Annotated in this window: 21 protein-coding genes; 10 read left to right on the top strand and 11 right to left on the bottom strand. The window is 70.7% G+C overall.

Going from position 1 to position 14,621, the window contains the following annotated elements; translation table 11 throughout:
- Positions 1–4: 4 nt before the first annotated feature.
- The gene (locus ACZZ93_RS14545; RefSeq protein WP_053097641.1) at positions 5–265 is read right to left on the bottom strand and encodes a DUF6458 family protein; all 261 of its coding nucleotides are present in this window, start codon (positions 263–265) and stop codon (positions 5–7) included.
- Between the two features lie 116 nt (positions 266–381).
- Between ACZZ93_RS14545 and ACZZ93_RS14540 the strand changes: the two genes are divergently transcribed.
- Entirely contained in the window at positions 382–1,044 is a 663-nt protein-coding gene (locus ACZZ93_RS14540; protein ID WP_463511426.1) for an arsenate reductase/protein-tyrosine-phosphatase family protein, read from the top strand.
- A 60-nt stretch (positions 1,045–1,104) separates the two neighbouring features.
- Entirely contained in the window at positions 1,105–2,301 is a 1,197-nt protein-coding gene (gene dinB, locus ACZZ93_RS14535) for a DNA polymerase IV (protein ID WP_463511425.1), read from the top strand.
- Between the two features lie 10 nt (positions 2,302–2,311).
- Here dinB and ACZZ93_RS14530 read toward each other — a convergent pair whose 3' ends face one another.
- From ACZZ93_RS14530 to ACZZ93_RS14510, 5 genes are all read right to left on the bottom strand, one after another.
- Positions 2,312–2,605 carry a DUF7882 family protein gene (locus ACZZ93_RS14530; protein WP_463507577.1) on the bottom strand — a complete coding sequence of 98 codons (294 nt, stop codon included), beginning with the start codon at positions 2,603–2,605 and terminating at the stop codon, positions 2,312–2,314.
- 16 nt (positions 2,606–2,621) lie between these two features.
- On the bottom strand, positions 2,622–3,932 hold the full coding sequence (locus ACZZ93_RS14525) for a glycosyltransferase family 2 protein (RefSeq protein ID WP_463511424.1): 1,311 nt from the start codon (positions 3,930–3,932) through the stop codon (positions 2,622–2,624).
- Entirely contained in the window at positions 3,926–4,900 is a 975-nt protein-coding gene (locus ACZZ93_RS14520; RefSeq protein ID WP_463511423.1) for a hypothetical protein, read from the bottom strand. The genes ACZZ93_RS14525 and ACZZ93_RS14520 overlap by 7 nt, the downstream gene beginning before the upstream one ends.
- Positions 4,897–5,826 carry a WcbI family polysaccharide biosynthesis putative acetyltransferase gene (locus tag ACZZ93_RS14515; RefSeq protein WP_463511422.1) on the bottom strand — a complete coding sequence of 310 codons (930 nt, stop codon included), beginning with the start codon at positions 5,824–5,826 and terminating at the stop codon, positions 4,897–4,899. The genes ACZZ93_RS14520 and ACZZ93_RS14515 overlap by 4 nt, the downstream gene beginning before the upstream one ends.
- Positions 5,827–5,890: 64 nt before the next feature.
- Positions 5,891–6,811: a hypothetical protein gene (locus tag ACZZ93_RS14510; RefSeq protein WP_463511421.1), complete on the bottom strand. Its 921-nt coding sequence runs from the start codon at positions 6,809–6,811 to the stop codon at positions 5,891–5,893.
- A 145-nt stretch (positions 6,812–6,956) separates the two neighbouring features.
- Here ACZZ93_RS14510 and ACZZ93_RS14505 point away from each other — a divergent pair, with 145 nt between their 5' ends.
- Genes ACZZ93_RS14505 through ACZZ93_RS14480 form a run of 6 tightly spaced genes read left to right on the top strand, consistent with a single transcriptional unit; the run spans position 6,957 to position 10,570 of the window.
- On the top strand, positions 6,957–7,433 hold the full coding sequence (locus ACZZ93_RS14505) for a glycosyltransferase (protein ID WP_463511420.1): 477 nt from the start codon (positions 6,957–6,959) through the stop codon (positions 7,431–7,433).
- The gene (locus ACZZ93_RS14500) at positions 7,427–8,146 is read left to right on the top strand and encodes a glycosyltransferase (RefSeq protein ID WP_463511419.1); all 720 of its coding nucleotides are present in this window, start codon (positions 7,427–7,429) and stop codon (positions 8,144–8,146) included. Before ACZZ93_RS14505 ends, ACZZ93_RS14500 begins: the two co-directional genes overlap by 7 nt.
- A complete protein-coding gene (locus tag ACZZ93_RS14495; RefSeq protein ID WP_463511418.1) occupies positions 8,143–8,424 on the top strand; it encodes a hypothetical protein in 282 nt (93 codons plus the stop codon). The genes ACZZ93_RS14500 and ACZZ93_RS14495 overlap by 4 nt, the downstream gene beginning before the upstream one ends.
- Entirely contained in the window at positions 8,421–9,152 is a 732-nt protein-coding gene (locus ACZZ93_RS14490) for a glycosyltransferase (RefSeq protein WP_463511417.1), read from the top strand. The genes ACZZ93_RS14495 and ACZZ93_RS14490 overlap by 4 nt, the downstream gene beginning before the upstream one ends.
- On the top strand, positions 9,149–9,991 hold the full coding sequence (locus ACZZ93_RS14485) for a galactosyltransferase-related protein (RefSeq protein WP_463511416.1): 843 nt from the start codon (positions 9,149–9,151) through the stop codon (positions 9,989–9,991). The genes ACZZ93_RS14490 and ACZZ93_RS14485 overlap by 4 nt, the downstream gene beginning before the upstream one ends.
- 21 nt (positions 9,992–10,012) lie before the next feature.
- A complete protein-coding gene (locus ACZZ93_RS14480; protein ID WP_463511415.1) occupies positions 10,013–10,570 on the top strand; it encodes a hypothetical protein in 558 nt (185 codons plus the stop codon).
- A 7-nt stretch (positions 10,571–10,577) separates the two neighbouring features.
- On the opposite strand, the gene ACZZ93_RS14475 is transcribed toward ACZZ93_RS14480, so the two are convergent.
- Positions 10,578–11,180, bottom strand: a complete 603-nt coding sequence (locus tag ACZZ93_RS14475; RefSeq protein WP_463511414.1) for a TetR/AcrR family transcriptional regulator — start codon at positions 11,178–11,180, stop codon at positions 10,578–10,580.
- 154 nt (positions 11,181–11,334) lie between these two features.
- Here ACZZ93_RS14475 and ACZZ93_RS14470 point away from each other — a divergent pair, with 154 nt between their 5' ends.
- Positions 11,335–12,051: an SDR family oxidoreductase gene (locus ACZZ93_RS14470; RefSeq protein ID WP_463511413.1), complete on the top strand. Its 717-nt coding sequence runs from the start codon at positions 11,335–11,337 to the stop codon at positions 12,049–12,051.
- Positions 12,052–12,124: 73 nt separating this feature from the next.
- Here the strand turns inward: ACZZ93_RS14470 and ACZZ93_RS14465 are convergent, their stop codons facing one another.
- From ACZZ93_RS14465 to ACZZ93_RS14450, 4 genes are all read right to left on the bottom strand, one after another.
- Positions 12,125–13,126, bottom strand: a complete 1,002-nt coding sequence (locus ACZZ93_RS14465; protein ID WP_463511412.1) for an NADP-dependent oxidoreductase — start codon at positions 13,124–13,126, stop codon at positions 12,125–12,127.
- Between the two features lie 86 nt (positions 13,127–13,212).
- On the bottom strand, positions 13,213–13,728 hold the full coding sequence (locus tag ACZZ93_RS14460; RefSeq protein ID WP_463511411.1) for a cyclodeaminase/cyclohydrolase family protein: 516 nt from the start codon (positions 13,726–13,728) through the stop codon (positions 13,213–13,215).
- Between the two features lie 121 nt (positions 13,729–13,849).
- Entirely contained in the window at positions 13,850–13,993 is a 144-nt protein-coding gene (locus tag ACZZ93_RS14455; RefSeq protein ID WP_463511410.1) for a hypothetical protein, read from the bottom strand.
- Positions 13,994–14,037: 44 nt separating this feature from the next.
- The gene (locus tag ACZZ93_RS14450) at positions 14,038–14,241 is read right to left on the bottom strand and encodes a hypothetical protein (RefSeq protein WP_463511409.1); all 204 of its coding nucleotides are present in this window, start codon (positions 14,239–14,241) and stop codon (positions 14,038–14,040) included.
- A 109-nt stretch (positions 14,242–14,350) separates the two neighbouring features.
- On the opposite strand from ACZZ93_RS14450, the gene ACZZ93_RS14445 reads away from it, so the two are divergent.
- The gene (locus ACZZ93_RS14445; RefSeq protein WP_463511408.1) at positions 14,351–14,620 is read left to right on the top strand and encodes a hypothetical protein; all 270 of its coding nucleotides are present in this window, start codon (positions 14,351–14,353) and stop codon (positions 14,618–14,620) included.
- The last annotated feature ends 1 nt before the right edge of the window (position 14,621 follow it).

Here is a 14,621-nt window from a genome sequence, read left to right as displayed (position 1 = left end):
GACATCAGGCGAGGGGCTCGTTGTCGCGCATGCTGCGACGGGTCACGCGGTCGCCGGTCGCCGGGTCGACGGCGGTGCGGTCGACGGTCTCGGTGCGACGGCTGCGCATCGTGAGGATGAGGCTGATCAGGAAGACGACGACTCCTGCGCCCATGAGGATGTAGCCGATCAGATCGAGATCGACGTAGCCGCCGGTGTCGATGTTGAGTGCGAAGACCAGGATCGCTCCGATGACGAAGAGCGCGATGCCGCTGCCGATGCCCATATGTCCATTCCTCTCCGAGACCGCGTCCGCGGTCTCGCGACGACCAGAATATGGTCAACACCGATTGAGTCAATACCCGTGGACACGTCCGTCATCCCGTGATATGGATGGGAACGATGACTGATCTCGAACGCCGCGTGGCGATCTTCGCCGCACTCGCCGATCAGACGCGCCTGCGCATCGTCGACCTGCTCACCCTCGGCGACCTCTCGTCGTCGGAGATCGGCAGGACGCTGGACCTGAGATCGAATCTGATCGCCCACCATCTCGGCGTCCTCGAGTCCGCGCGCATCATCACGCGCACGCGCTCGGAGTTCGACAGGCGGCGCAGCTACATCGGGCTCCGCCCCGAGGTGTTCGACACGCTCGCACCGCCGAGCGTCGCTCCCCCGCGCCGGGTGCTGTTCGTGTGCACCGCGAACTCGGCCCGATCGCAGCTCGCCGAGGTCATCTGGCGCGACGTGAGCGCGATCGACGTGGCCTCCGCCGGCACCCAGCCCGCCTCCGCGGTGAACCCCGAGGCGCTGGCGACAGCCGAACGCCACGGGCTGATCATCGACCCGGCCCGGCCACCCCGCCACGTCGACGAGGTGCGCACCGACGACGACCTGGTGATCACGGTGTGCGACGACGCGCACGAGCGGATGCTCACGGGCGACGACCTGCACTGGTCGGTGCGGGATCCTGCCAGGGTCGGCACGGCCGCCGCCTTCGAGAGCGCCTTCGACACGCTCTGCCAGAGGATCCGCGCGCTGTCGTCGCGGCTGATCGCGGCCTGACAGCCCCGGCCCGGATGTCCCCGGCCCGTGCGACGATCTGCACGTCGACGGGAGAACACGATGCGGGGCGAAGCCACCGTGCTGCACGCCGATCTCGACGCGTTCTACGCCTCGGTCGAGCAGCGCGATGCGCCTGCTCTGCGCGGCCGGCCCGTCATCGTCGGCGGAGGCGTGGTGCTGGCGGCGAGCTATGAGGCCAAGGCCCGAGGGGTGCGCACTGCGATGGGCGGCCGCCAGGCGCTCGAGCTCTGCCCGGATGCCGTCGTCGTCCCGCCGCGCATGGAGGCGTACTCGGCGGCGAGCAAGGACGTGTTCGCGATCTTCCGCGACACGACCCCGCTCGTGGAGGGCCTCTCGATCGACGAGGCCTTTCTCGAGGTCGGCGGGCTGAGGCGCATCGTCGGCACCCCCGAAGAGGTCGCAGTGCGGCTGCGGAATCGGGTGCGCGCGGAAGTCGGCCTGGCCATCTCGGTGGGCGTGGCGCGCACCAAGTTCCTCGCCAAGGTCGCCAGCGCGGTCAGCAAACCCGATGGGCTGCTCGTGGTCGAACCCGACCGGGAAGAGCAGTTCCTGCTGCCGCTGCCGGTCGAGCGCCTGTGGGGCGTCGGGGCGGTGACGGCCGAGAAGCTGCACCGCTACGGGGTGCACACGGTCGGTCAGCTGGCGGAGCTCGAGGCGGCGACGGCCGAGCGGGTGCTGGGCAAGGCTGCAGGCTCGCACCTGCACGCCCTCGCCCGCCTGCGCGACCCGCGCCCGGTCGACACGGCGCGGCGCCGCGGCTCGATCGGCTCGCAGCGCGCCCTCGGCACGCGCGCCCGCACAGCGGACGAGCTCGACCTCTTCCTCACGCAGATCATCGACCGGCTCGCCCGCCGGCTCCGCGACGGCGAGCGCGTCTGCCGCACGGTCGTGCTGCGCCTTCGTTACGGGGACTTCGCCAAGGCGACCCGATCACGCTCTCTCCGAGTGCCGACCGATCGCACCGCGATCCTGCTCGACGTCGCGCGGACCCTGCTCGCCGCGGCCTGGCCCGAGATCGAGGCGCGGGGCATCACCCTCATCGGGATCTCGCTGGCGCAGCTCGACCGCGCCGAGAACGCGCCACCCGAACTGCCGATCGACTGGGGCGACGACGAACGACTCGACACGGTGCTCGACACCCTGCGCGGTCGCTTCGGCGCGGCATCCGTCTCGCGCGCCGCTCAGCTGGGGCGCGACCCGGGGTGGTCGAGTCCGATCCTCCCCGAGCACGAGTGAGCGCTCGACGTCAGAGCTGGTCGAGCACCAGTTCGCCGCGCGAGTTCAGCTGATCCATCATGTGGGCGACCCGTTTGGGGTCGATCCCGGGCATCGTCGGGTCATCGAACTCGAGCACCAATGGGATGCTGGGGTGCACCCAGATGGTCATGCGGCCGGACGATGCCTCGGGCTTCGAGAGCCAGGTCATCATGAAGCTCTCATTGCGGCGCAGCTTCGTGCCGATCACGATCTTCACGTGCGCCAGAGTGGCGTCCTCGATCTCGATCGCGGGCCGCGAGCTGTTGTACTCCAATTTCCCCATGATGAGAACTGTACGCTCAGCGGAACCGATCGGGACCGCCCCACCCTCCGACCCATGCCTCCACGTGCGGGTTCGAGCGCAGCAGATGCACGCCTTCCGCACGGACGGTCAGGGTCTCGAATCCCTCTGCCGTGCCCCATCGCGCGGCTCGCCGCAGCGCTCGTCGCGAGTGCAGCACACCGGCGGGCGAGCCGGCGGAGTCGACGAGATCGACGGTGCCGACGTCACCCGCACCGAGGCCCGCGACGAGCTCGGCGATCCCTGCCGACTCGAGGACCACGACCGGGCGGTCGAGCTCCCAGAGCACCCTGGCCTCGGGCTCGTCGCCATCGCCGTCGATCACGATGCGCGGGTCGTCGATGTCGAGTCCGGACGTCGCATCGAGCATCACGCGCGACCGCGGGAACGCGGTGAGGATCGAGTCCACCGCGATGAACAGCGCCTCCCGGGTGTGCGTGCCGCGCAGCCGGACGACGAGATCCGGGACCGCCGACAGCAGTCCCCGCGGAGCCGAGCCGTCGACCGGGATCGACGAGACGAGTGTCATGGTCTGGGCGTTCGCGCGCTCGAGCCCGGAATCCGTGCGCTCGGCCCACTCGGGCCCGTCGTGCCAGGCCACGGCCGTCGGCACGTGCGCCAGCACGGCGCCGGCCTGCCACATCCGATGCGCCCACTCCCAGTCCTCCCCGCCGTAGGTCGAGAACGACTCGTCGAAGCCGCCGGTCTCCTCGAACAGGCGACGCGAGCAGGCGATCACCGCGCCGATGACGAACCGGTACGAGCGGTCGTCGGACTCGAGCAGGTCACGGCTGCGCGCGTACTCCTCGGCGAGCCAGGCCGGCTCCGGGAGCTCACGGCCGATCACCGCCCCGGTCACGGGAGTCTCCGCATCGATGCCCGAGAAGTCGGCGTGGCGACGCCGTCCGACCGTGACCGCCTCGGGAAGCAGCGCCGGAAGACGGGTGAGCGCCCGCACGTACCCGGGTTCCGGGGCGGTGTCGGCATCGAGGAAGCAGAGCACGTCCCCGGTGCTCGCTCGTGCGCCGAGATTGCGTGCAGCGGCGAGGCGGAAGCCCCGGTCGTCCTGCCGCACGAGGGTGACCCCCGGCGGCACGAGGACGTCCCCGGCGGAGCCGTCGTCGGCGACGACGATCTCGAGGAGTTCGCGCGGATAGTCCTGCGTCGACAGCGCCGACAGCGTGCGGGCGAGCTCCCCGGGCTGCTCGTAGTGGGCGACGATCACCGACACTTTCGGCAGCTTCTGCGGCTGGACCCCGTCGAGCGAGTCCCACCTGTTGCCGACGACCCACGGGCGCCGTGTCACCACGCCAGCCCGCCCCACCAGCGCACGTAGGCCTCCGCCGCGTCCGGCCACGACATCGGCAGCCGAGTGAGTCCGTGCCAGGTCGTCTCGGGTCGTTCGAACGCCGCCCGCACCGCGGTGGCGAGCTCTGATCCGTCGACGGTCTGCACGGTTCCCGGACGCAGCGCCGCCATCTCGTCCATGTAGCGATTGCGCACGGCGACGGGACGGCGCCCCCAGCCGATCCACGATGCGAGGGACCCCGACGCCGACACATGGCGATGGGCGATCACCGGCACCGACACCGCGCGTCCCCGCCGGGCGATCTCCTCGTCGTCGAGCCAGCCCGTCACGTCGACCTCGACCCCGAGGGCGCCCGCGCGACGGACGAACTCCTCGAGCTCCGCGGCGTGGCCGTCGGACGCCCGGCCGAGAACCGTCATCCTCGTGATGCCCGCGGACGCGGCTGCGCGGGCCGCCTCGTCGTGTCCCTTGCCCGGGTAGAAGTAGCCGAGCACTCCGATCGACTCGTCAGCCGGCGTCCGCGGCACGTCGGGCCGCAGCTCGACGGGCAGCGGGATGCTCACCGCCGGGCCCGTCCACACCCGCTCTTCGCGCAGCAGCGCACGCTCATGGTCGCTGTTCACCGCCACTCCACGCGCCGCCGCCGCAACCGCCGCGTACGCGGCCCGCCGCCGTGGCAGGTTGCGCTCGCCGTCCGACGCCTGCGGCACGTCGTGCAGGGTGACGCTGATCGCGCGCCCGGCGGCGAGGTCTCCGAACGTCTGCGCCGCCTCCTCGGGAGAGCGACCCCAGAGTCGGTCGGTGAAGTGCACGTGCAACGGGGCGCGGTCGTCGTCCGCATCCAGGCCGTGCGGTTCCACGGTGCGGATCGACGGGTCCGCGACGCGGACCGCATCGGCCATCTGCCGTCCGTACATGGCGACGCCGTGCGTCCCAGGGTGGACCAGCAGCAGCGGGGTGACGCTCATCGTGCTCGCCAGACGTCGAGAAGGGGCGCGAGACGGGTCACGGCGGCGTCGACGAACTCCGGGTGCGTGGCGTACCACTCGCGGTGAGCGGCACGCACCTCGGCGTCGTCGACCGCCACGCCGTCGACGATCCAGTGCGCGCGCGGCTCGTCCGCCAGCCCCCACGCGTCGACGACCTCCGGCTCCAACGGCGCGCGCACCGAGTTCAGCAGCGGGCGCCCGGGGTCGGTCGGGCCGCCCGTATGGCCGAGCATCTCGAGCATGCGGGCACCCAACGGCATCCACACCGCATCGCCCGGATGATTGACCGTGCGCATGTGATCGGCCGTGACGGAGTCGAAGAGGTCGGAGACCGCCACGTCGGCGGTCTGCTCGCGCAGGCGCAGCGTGTCGATCGACGTCTGTCCCACGGCCCGCACCTCAGCGGGCGCGAGCGCGGCGACGACGGGGATGCCCGCGGCGGCGCCGAGAGTGCGCACGTCGTGGTACGCCACGACGGGCGGATCTCCCTCGACGCCGGGAACCCGGAAGGCGGATTGGAAGGGATGCAGTCCGGCGAAGCGCACCGGGGGCACGGTCATGACCCGGGCATCGGTCACTGCGGCGATCTGCTGCGTCCCCAGCGGCAGATCGCGATAGTCGTCGCGGATCGGCTGGCTCACCACGACGTCGGCGAGGCCGGCGATCTCGTGCAGGCGCGCGGCGTCGGCGGCGGTCATCTCGTGCACGGCGGGGACGCGCACGAATCGGTGCTCCGGCGCATCCATCACCACGCGCAGCGACTCGGCCTGGCAGTTGCCGAGGACGACGCCGAATCGGCCGGGAAGCGGGGTGAGCCCGTAGAACTCCGAGTAGTGCTTCTGACGCGCTAGCACCACGGAGCCGGTCGGCGCAACGCCCGTGCGCGGTTCGGGATCGTGGCTCATGATTCGAACGTACCCCCTTCGATCGCATCAGTCGTGCGCCCCCTTTGCTGTGCGGTCACCCCCGTCATCGCGACCCCGCACGTCGATGCTCTGCCCGCCCACGGAGAACCACATCGTCACCGAACCCGCCCTCATCCGCGTCGCCTCGATCCCGGCCACCCATCCCTACGTGCGCGCCATCGCCGACACGGAGCGAGTGAAGGTCCTCCCCGATCCGCCCGTTCCCGGCGCAGCTGCGGGCGTCTGGTGGCCTCCGGTGGCTCTCACCCCGCAGTGGCTGGTGTCGCACGCAGATGAGTTCGATGTGCTGCACGTGCACTTCGGCCTCGAATCCTTCTCGCCCGACGAGCTGCGCGAGGCGCTCGAGACCGCGCACCGGCTCGGCCGCCCGGTCGTGTACACCGTGCACGACCTCGAGAACCCGCAGCTGGTCGACCAGGCGCCGTACCGAGAGCTGCTCGATGTGATCATTCCGTCGGCCGATCACCTGGTCACGCTCACCGCGACGGCGGCGGCCGAGATCGAACGACGGTGGCACCGGAGCAGCGAGGTGCTGGCGCACCCCACCCTGCTCGACGATGCGCCTGTGATCGGGCGCTCGGACGACGCGACCGTGCGGGTCGGCATCCACCTGCGCGACCTGCGTCCCAACATCGACGCGGAGCGTGCGATCCGCACGGCTGTCGACGCGGCCGGACAGCTCGCCGAGGCGGGTCGCGCCGTCGACTTCGAGATCCTGCTGAACGAGCGCACGCGGGATGACGAGGCGGCAGCCCGCGTGGCCGCCGCCGCCGCCGACCACCCGTCCGTGCACGTGCGGCGCACCCCGCGGCTGAGCGACGCGGACATCGCCGCGTGGATCGGCGGCCTCGACCTCTTCGTCCTGCCGTACCTGCACGGAACCCACTCGGGATGGGTCGAGCTCTGCCACGACCTGGGGGTCCCCGTGGCCGGGACCGAGGTGGGGCACATCGGCTCGCAGCATCCCGACGACTTCTTCGTCATCGGGCTCGACGACGCGCGGACGCTGGCCGAGGCCGTGTCGCGCGCGTCGGACGCGCCGCCCAGGTCGCCGATGGACACGCGCAGGTCCGAGAGGCTGGCCGAGCGGCAGGCGGTGCGCACCGCCCATGCGCGGCTGTATGCCGAGGCATGTGCGCGCGTCACCGAGGGGCCCGCGCATGATCGGTCGCGAGCAGCTGCGGGTGCTGGTCGTGGCGCCCGAACGTCATCCTCTTCGCCAACCGCACGCGGGCGGGCTGGAGGCCGTGGTCTGGAACCGCGTGCGCTGGCTGCGCAGCCGCGGCCACCATGTGGAGCTGTGCGCGGCGGAGGGATCGGACTTCCTCGACGCCGACACCGACCTGCACCTGCCGAGTCCGCGGTGGCACCGGGCGCGGGATGCGTCCGACACCGACTTCCCCGAGGGGCACCGCCGTCTCATGACCGACGCCTTCGCGCGGGTACGCGATCGGCTCGACGCGCCGGAGACTCGCGTCGATGTCGTCGACAATCACAGCCTCCACGGCGATCCGATCCTGTGGAGCCGCGAGATCGGGGTTCCGGTCGTCACCACGCTGCACACCCCTCCCTCGCCGACATGGTGATCGCGTCGAATGCTCTCGACGGCTCGTCGCCGCACAGGTTCCTCGCGGTCAGCCAGTACACGGCGCGCGCGTGGTCGGCCGAGGGCGTCGAGGCGTTCGTCTTCACCAACGGCGTCGACACCGCACAGTGGAGTCTGGGATCGGGCGGAGGGGACTGGGTGTGGTTCGGCCGGATCGTGCCCGAGAAGGCACCCCATCTCGCCATCGATGCCGCTCGACGCGCCGGCGCACGCTTGAAGCTCGCGGGCCGCGTCGGCGACGCCGCCTATTTCGACCGCGAGGTGCGCCCACGTCTCGGCCGGGGCATCGACTACGTCGGCGCGCTGCGACAGCCCGAGCTCGCCGCGCTCGTCGGGGCCTCATCGGTCGCCCTCGTGACACCGGTGTGGTCGGAGCCCTTCGGGCTGGTGATGGCCGAGGCGCTCATGACCGGCACGCCCGTCGCCGCGTTCGACTCGGGAGGCACCAGTGAGGTGCTCGCCGGAATCCCCGGCACCGCCGTGGTGCCGTCCGCCGACACCGAGGCGCTCGCGCGCGCCGCGACGAACCTGGTCGCGCAGTCGCGCAGCGGACTGCGCCGACGGGATGTGCGCGACGCCGCCTCCGCGCGGCATTCGCTCGACCATCGGCATCGCGAGATCGAACGGGTCCTCACCGTCGCCGCTCAGAGCGCGATGCCCGCCCACGAGTTCGTGGAGGCGGTCGGAGCATGATCGCCTGGTACGTGCACCATCACGGGTGGGGCCACCTGACGCGGATGCAGGCGATCCGCCCGCACCTCGCCGACGAGGTCACGGTGTTCTCGAGCTTGCCTGAGCCCGAGTCCCTGGCACCGCGGACGACATGGGTTCAGCTGCCCTCCGACTCCGACCCGGTCGTCGGGGCCGACGGAGTGCGCCGAGAGGCGCACGAGCTCGGCGATGTCACCGCGAACGGCAGCCTGCACTGGGCACCCTCGGGCATCCCGGGCATCAGGCTCGCCTCTCGGTGATCGCCGACTGGGTGGCCGTCCACCCGACCGCGGCCTTCGTCGTCGACGTCAGCGTCGAGATCACGATGCTCGCCCGCCTGATGGGCGTGCCGACGATCGTCTTCGCTCAACCGGGCGAGCGCACCGACGCCCCGCACCGGCTCGGATACGACCTCGCCGACCTCATCCTGACGCCCTGGCCGCAGGGAACCATCGAGGCGACGGCGCTCGTCGGCCGCGAGCGCGTACGAGCGGTCGGCGGCGTGTCTCGCTATGACGGCCGAGCCCGCGTCGACACCGGCGATGAGCACCCTCGTCGCGTGCTGTTCCTGGGCCGCGCTCTCGACCGTGACGGGCTCTCGGAGACCGTCGAGCTGCTCAGAGCGGACGGGTGGGACGTCGAGACCGCCGGCGCGAACGGAGACGACCGGGTCGACGACGTCTGGCCCCTGCTGTGCCGCGCCACGGTCGTGGTGAGCGCGGCGGGCCAGAACAGCATCGCCGACCTCGCCGCCGCCGATGCCCGCGCCGTCGTGATCGCCCAGGAGAGGCCCTTCGGCGAGCAGGAGGACATGGCCCGCGCGCTCGCCGCACAGGGCTTCGCCCAGAGTCTTCCGGCCGATGCGGAGCCCTCCCAGCTCATGGACGGCATCCGCCGAGCTGCCGAGACCGCTCCCCACTGGCACGCGTGGCAGGTGCACGGGGCTGCGGCCCGCGCCGCGAGCGCGATCGAGGAGGTGGCGCGATGAGCGTCCGCGTCGCCGTCATCACGCCGGCTTCGATCAACCGTCTCGACCATCTGCAGCGTCAGCGGCGGTTCCTCGACGAGGTGAGCACGCCCGGCGTCGAGATCGTCCGCATCGAGGCGTGGCTGGATGCGGACGCGCCGCCGTCACCGCCCGCAGCCCGGTTCGTGCATGTGCCGCCGGGCGACCACGGCATGCGCGTCGGCGCGGCGCGGAACGCGGCGGCCACGCTCGCGCTCGCTCAGGACGTCGACCTGCTGGTGTTCCTCGATGTCGACTGCCTGCCGGGACCGGGGCTCGTCGAGCGATATATCGGTGCCGCGCGAACGCACCCGCAGGACCTCCTCTGCGGCCCGGTGACCTATCTCCACAGTGTGCAGCGCCCGTCGACACCGCACGATCTCGGCATCCTGACCCGTCCGCACCCCGCTCGCCCGCTGCCCGCGGGTGACGCCGTCGTGGCGGCGACCGATGACGAGTTCGACCTGTTCTGGTCGCTCTCGTTCGCGGTGACCCCCGAGACCTGGACGCGTCTCGGCGGATTCGACGAGGTGTACGAGGGCTACGGCGCCGAAGACACCGACCTGGGTCGACGCGCACGGGCGCGTGGCATCGGTCTGCGCTGGGTCGGCGGCGCGCATGCCTACCACCAGTGGCATCCGGCCGGCTCTCCGCCCTGGCGCCACCTCGACGACATCCTGCGCAACGGCGCTCTGTTCGCCGAGCGATGGGGCGAGTGGCCGATGCGCGGCTGGATAGACAGCTTCATCGAGGGCGGTGCCGTGGAACCTCACGGCGACGGCTTCCGCCGCGTCGATCGCGCGAGCGCATCCCGTCGCTGAACCGCTCGACGGGAGGTTCGGATGCCGGGGAATCCGCACTACGCTCGGCAGCATGACGGCGTCTTCCCCGATGAGCACCCGCTGCTTCGCGCGCACCGCACCCTGCGTCCGGGATTCGGCACCGAAGCGGCGGTCTACGGAACGATCCTCGTGAGCGGACTGATCGCCGTCTCGTCCGCACACGGAGAGACGTCTGCCGCGGTGCTCCTGTCGGTCGGAGTGACCGTCGTCGTCTTCTGGGCGGCGCATGTCTACGCGGGTGCCGTCGCCCGGCTCGGCCGAGACGACCCCGAGCAGATGGGCGTGCGCACGGCCGTCGGCCGCTCGGTGCGCCATTCACTCGGGATGCTGAGCTCGGCCGGGATCCCCGCCCTCATCCTGGTCGCCGGCACGACGCGGGTCATTCCCGACGATGCCGCGAACGACGTCGCCCTGTGGTCGGGAACCGTCATCCTGGCCTTCCTCGGCTACGTCGCCTTCCTCCGTCGGGGCAGCTCCATCCCCGTCCGCATCCTCGGGGCGCTGGGCACAGCGCTGTTCGGGGTGGCCTTCGTCGTGCTGAAGGCGTTCGTGCACTGACGTACGGTCAGGCCGGCAGGATCACTCTGATCTGCGCGGCGACCTCGTCGACGATCTGCTCGACCGAATGAGCGATGTTGATCGTGGCGGACATGGTCAGGAACATGACGGCCGAGACGATGCGGGCGAGCGCCGCGGCCTCATCGACCGAGACCCGCGTATCACGGGCGATGACGTCGGCGACCAGCTGCTCGGTCTGCCCGGTGAGGGCGAGCGCCTCACCGTGATGCGGTTCTTCGGGGTCGCCGAACACGATCTCACGCAGGTAGGTGCGGCCGTTGTCGATCTGGGTGCGGTTGCATTCGATGACCGGCCGGATCACCGCCAGCACACCCTCGAGAACACCGTCCGCGTCGGCGGCGGCGGCGCGTCCGCGCTCGAGCGCCTCGGCGTACATCGAGTTCTGCACGAGCAGCAGCAGCTCGCCCTTGGTCTTGGCGTAGAGGAAGAGCGTTCCCGTGCCGATGTCGGCGCGATCGGCGATCTCCTGCGTCGTGACGTCGTCCACCCCTCGCTCGGCGAAGAGCTCGCCGGCAGCGGTCGTGATGCGCTCGAGCTTGTCGAGCTTGTTGCGCTCACGTCGACCGAGAGGGCGGGAGTCGACAGTCATGGCGTCCTTCGGAATAAATAATGATCACGCTCAGTTCTGATCATAGTCACCAGGGCGTGGGCTCGGTCCGCCCATTCTCCCACGAGCGCCTCATCGATCCACGGTGAAGCCGTGACGGCATCCGTTCGATCCCTCCCACAGAAAGCCCACCCTCATGCCTTCTCTCTCTGGAGCAGTAGTCCTCGTCACCGGCGCGAACGGAGGGATCGGCACGCACTTCGTCCGCGAGGCCCTCGCGCGCGGCGCCTCGAAGGTCTACGCCTCCGCACGCACGCCCCGCGAGTGGGACGACGAGCGCATCGTGCCGCTCGCCCTCGACGTCACCGATCCGGCATCGATCGCCGCAGCCGTCGCGGCCGCACCCGACGTCACGGTGCTCATCAACAACGCCGGCGCCTCGCCCTCGAGCCCCGGCATCCTCTCGCACAGCGACGAGGAGATCCGCGCGAACGTCGAGACCAACTTCCTCGGCCCGCTGTTCCTCGCTCGCGCCTTCGCGCCGATCCTCTCGGCCCAGCCGCAGTCGGCGCTCATCGACATCCACTCGGCCTTGAGCTGGTACGCCGTCGCCGGCATCTACAGCGCGACCAAGGCGGCACTGTGGTCGGCGACGAACTCGCTGCGCCTCGAGCTCGCCCCGGCCGGAGTGCACGTCGTCGGGGTGCACGTCGGATACGTCGACACGGCCATGGCGGCGAACGTCACCGACCCGAAGCTCGACCCGGCCGTGCTCGTGACCAAGGTGCTGGATGCCACGGAGGCGGGCGAGTACGAGGCGCTCGCCGACGACACCTCGGTGCAGGTCAGGGCCGCCCTGAGCGCCCCGCTCGAGGCGCTCTACCCGCAGCTGGCGCGCACCTCGGAGCAGTAGTCCACACAGCGAAGGCCCCGGGAGCGATCGGATCGCTCCCGGGGCCTTCGTGCGTCCGGATGCTCTGCAGCGATCAGGACTCAGGCTCCCTGATCACGACCTTGCCGCGGATTCCGCCCCGGGTCAGCGACGCGATGCCGTCGGCGGCCTCCTCGAACGGGAGCACGCGACCGACGATCGGGCGGATGGCTCCCGCGTCGACGAGTTCTGCGATCTGGCGCAGCTGTTCGCCGCTCGCCCGCATGAAGAGGAACGTGTAGGCGACGCCCAGGCGCTTCGCCTGGGCCCGGACCTTGCGGCTGAGCACGGCCATGGCCAGTCGGAGCAGTGGATTGAGGCCGGCTGCGCGGGCGAACTCGGGTGTGGGCGGACCCGAGATCCCGACCGCCCTGCCTCCCGGCCGCAGGATGCGCAGCGACTTCTCGAGGTTCTCGCCGCCGAGGCTGTCGAGCACGACGTCGTATCCACTGAGGACCTCCTCGAAGTCCTCAGACCGGTAGTCGACGACATGGTCGGCGCCGAGCATCCTCACGAAGTCGGCGTTCGCGCCGCTCGCGGTCGTCGCCACCTCCGCGCCCAGGTGCTTCGCGAGCTGGATCGCGATCGATCCGACGCCGCCGGCTCCCGCATGGATCAGCACCTTGTGGCCCGGCCGCACCTCGCCGATCTCGACCAGGGCCTGCCAGGCCGTCAGCGCGACGAGCGGCAGCGACCCCGCCTCGTCCATCGTGATCGACGCGGGCTTCAGCGCCACGTCGCTCTCGTCGACCGCGATCCGCTCGGCGAAGGTCCCGATGCGACGATCGCGCGGACGCGCGTAGACCTCGTCGCCGATCGCGAAACGGCTCACGCCGGCGCCGACGCGGATGACCGTGCCCGCGACGTCATGCCCGAGGACGATCGGCAGACGGTACGGCAGGATCGCTCTGAACTCGCCGGCGCGGATCTTCTCATCCAGCTGGTTGACACCCGCCGCCTGCACGCGGACGAGCACGTCGCGCTCGCCCACGGAGGGCTCGGGCACGTCGGCCGCGTGCACGGCGGTGTGGTACTTCGAGAGGACGAAAGCTCTCATGGCGATCTCCGGAATCCGTCGCAGAATAACGACTGAACTCTATTATGAGTGCACTCAGTTTTCTTGTCAACCGCGGCGAAATGTTCTCAGTCGAGTCGAGAGGACAGCTCCTCGATGATCTGCGCGACCTCGCGTCGCGCATCCGCCAACCGTTCGATCTCCGCGTCGAGGCCGGCGAGCGCGGTGTCGGACGATCCGTGACGGCGTGCGATCTGCAGGTTCGCCCGGATGTTCAGCGACGCCCCCGACAATCCGGCGCCCAGGGCCTCTGCGGCGACGGCGAGATCAACGGCGATGTGCGGGTTGCCCGCCTCGACGAGCACCCGCACGTCGCGCAGCATCCGCACGCCGATGCCACCGACCTGCGCCGCGGACTCAGCCGCCTCGACGGCCGCCTCGCGGACGCGCTCGTCGCGGGACGGGTCGTCGCTCGGCAGTGCGAGAGCAGCCCCGAAGCGTGCCGAGACGACGCCGTCCGCCTCGACCGCCCGCAGCGCCTCGACGCGTCGCCCGGTGAGCGGATCGAGGCGCTCCGATGCTCGAGGGTCGTCATCGGAGTACCCGCCCACCATGCTCATCAGCGAGGCGGCGATCGCGAGCATCACTCCCGACGCGGCGCCTCCCCGGGAGAACCGGTCGGACGACTCAGCGCGTCGAACCAGTCGTCCATCGGGGTGGATGCGGGGATGTCGGCGGAGTCCTCCATGACCGTCACCCTACGAGCTACGACCAGAGCAGCGGGAGCAGCGACACCACGAGACCCACGAACCCGACGCCGGCGAACACGATCCCGAGGGTGAGGACGACGCGGCGTGCGTGCGGCGGCTCCCCCACCCGCGCGTGGGAGGGGTTGTTCGCGCTGACCACTCCGTCGGCCCAGCCGGCCTCCGCGGTCGCCGATTCCTGCCGGCTCAGCGGTCGCTCATGGAAGTCTCCCCGGCGAACCAGCGGGCGAGCAACGCCCCGTCGCGCTCGATGACGGCGATCTCTGCGGGCAGCCACGGCCCCTCGATCGTCCGGATGAGGACGCCGATCAGCAGCATCGGCAGACCGAGCCCGAGGCCGACCCACGACAGCACCTCGCCGACGAGCGCGAGGGTGTCGAGCATCTGCATGATCTCATCGTAGAGAGTTCGGATAACCCTCGTCGGCCTCTGACGCAAGGCCCTCGGCACACTCGCTTCGATCGCATAGCGTCGGCCACACGAGAGGGAGGAGCGCACAATGAGCACGAACATCGAGATCGACGGCCGGAATTTCGTGCTGCGTGACGATCGCCCTCTGCGGCAGGTGATGGACGAGATCGAGGCCGCCGCATCCGCAGCGCCGACCTTCATCACCCTGTCAGGCGACGACCGCAGCATCAGCGTGCTCATCCGCCCCACGACGCGCGTGGTGATCTCGGTCGAGAAGGCCGGGCACGTCGATACGACCGGACGCATCGAGCCGGACCACGCCTCCTGGGACCTCCCGTTCGAAGACTGGGAGATGTGAC

The organism is Microbacterium sp. AC026 (assembly GCF_979258475.1).
This window is presented reverse-complemented; position numbering and strand designations above follow the sequence as displayed.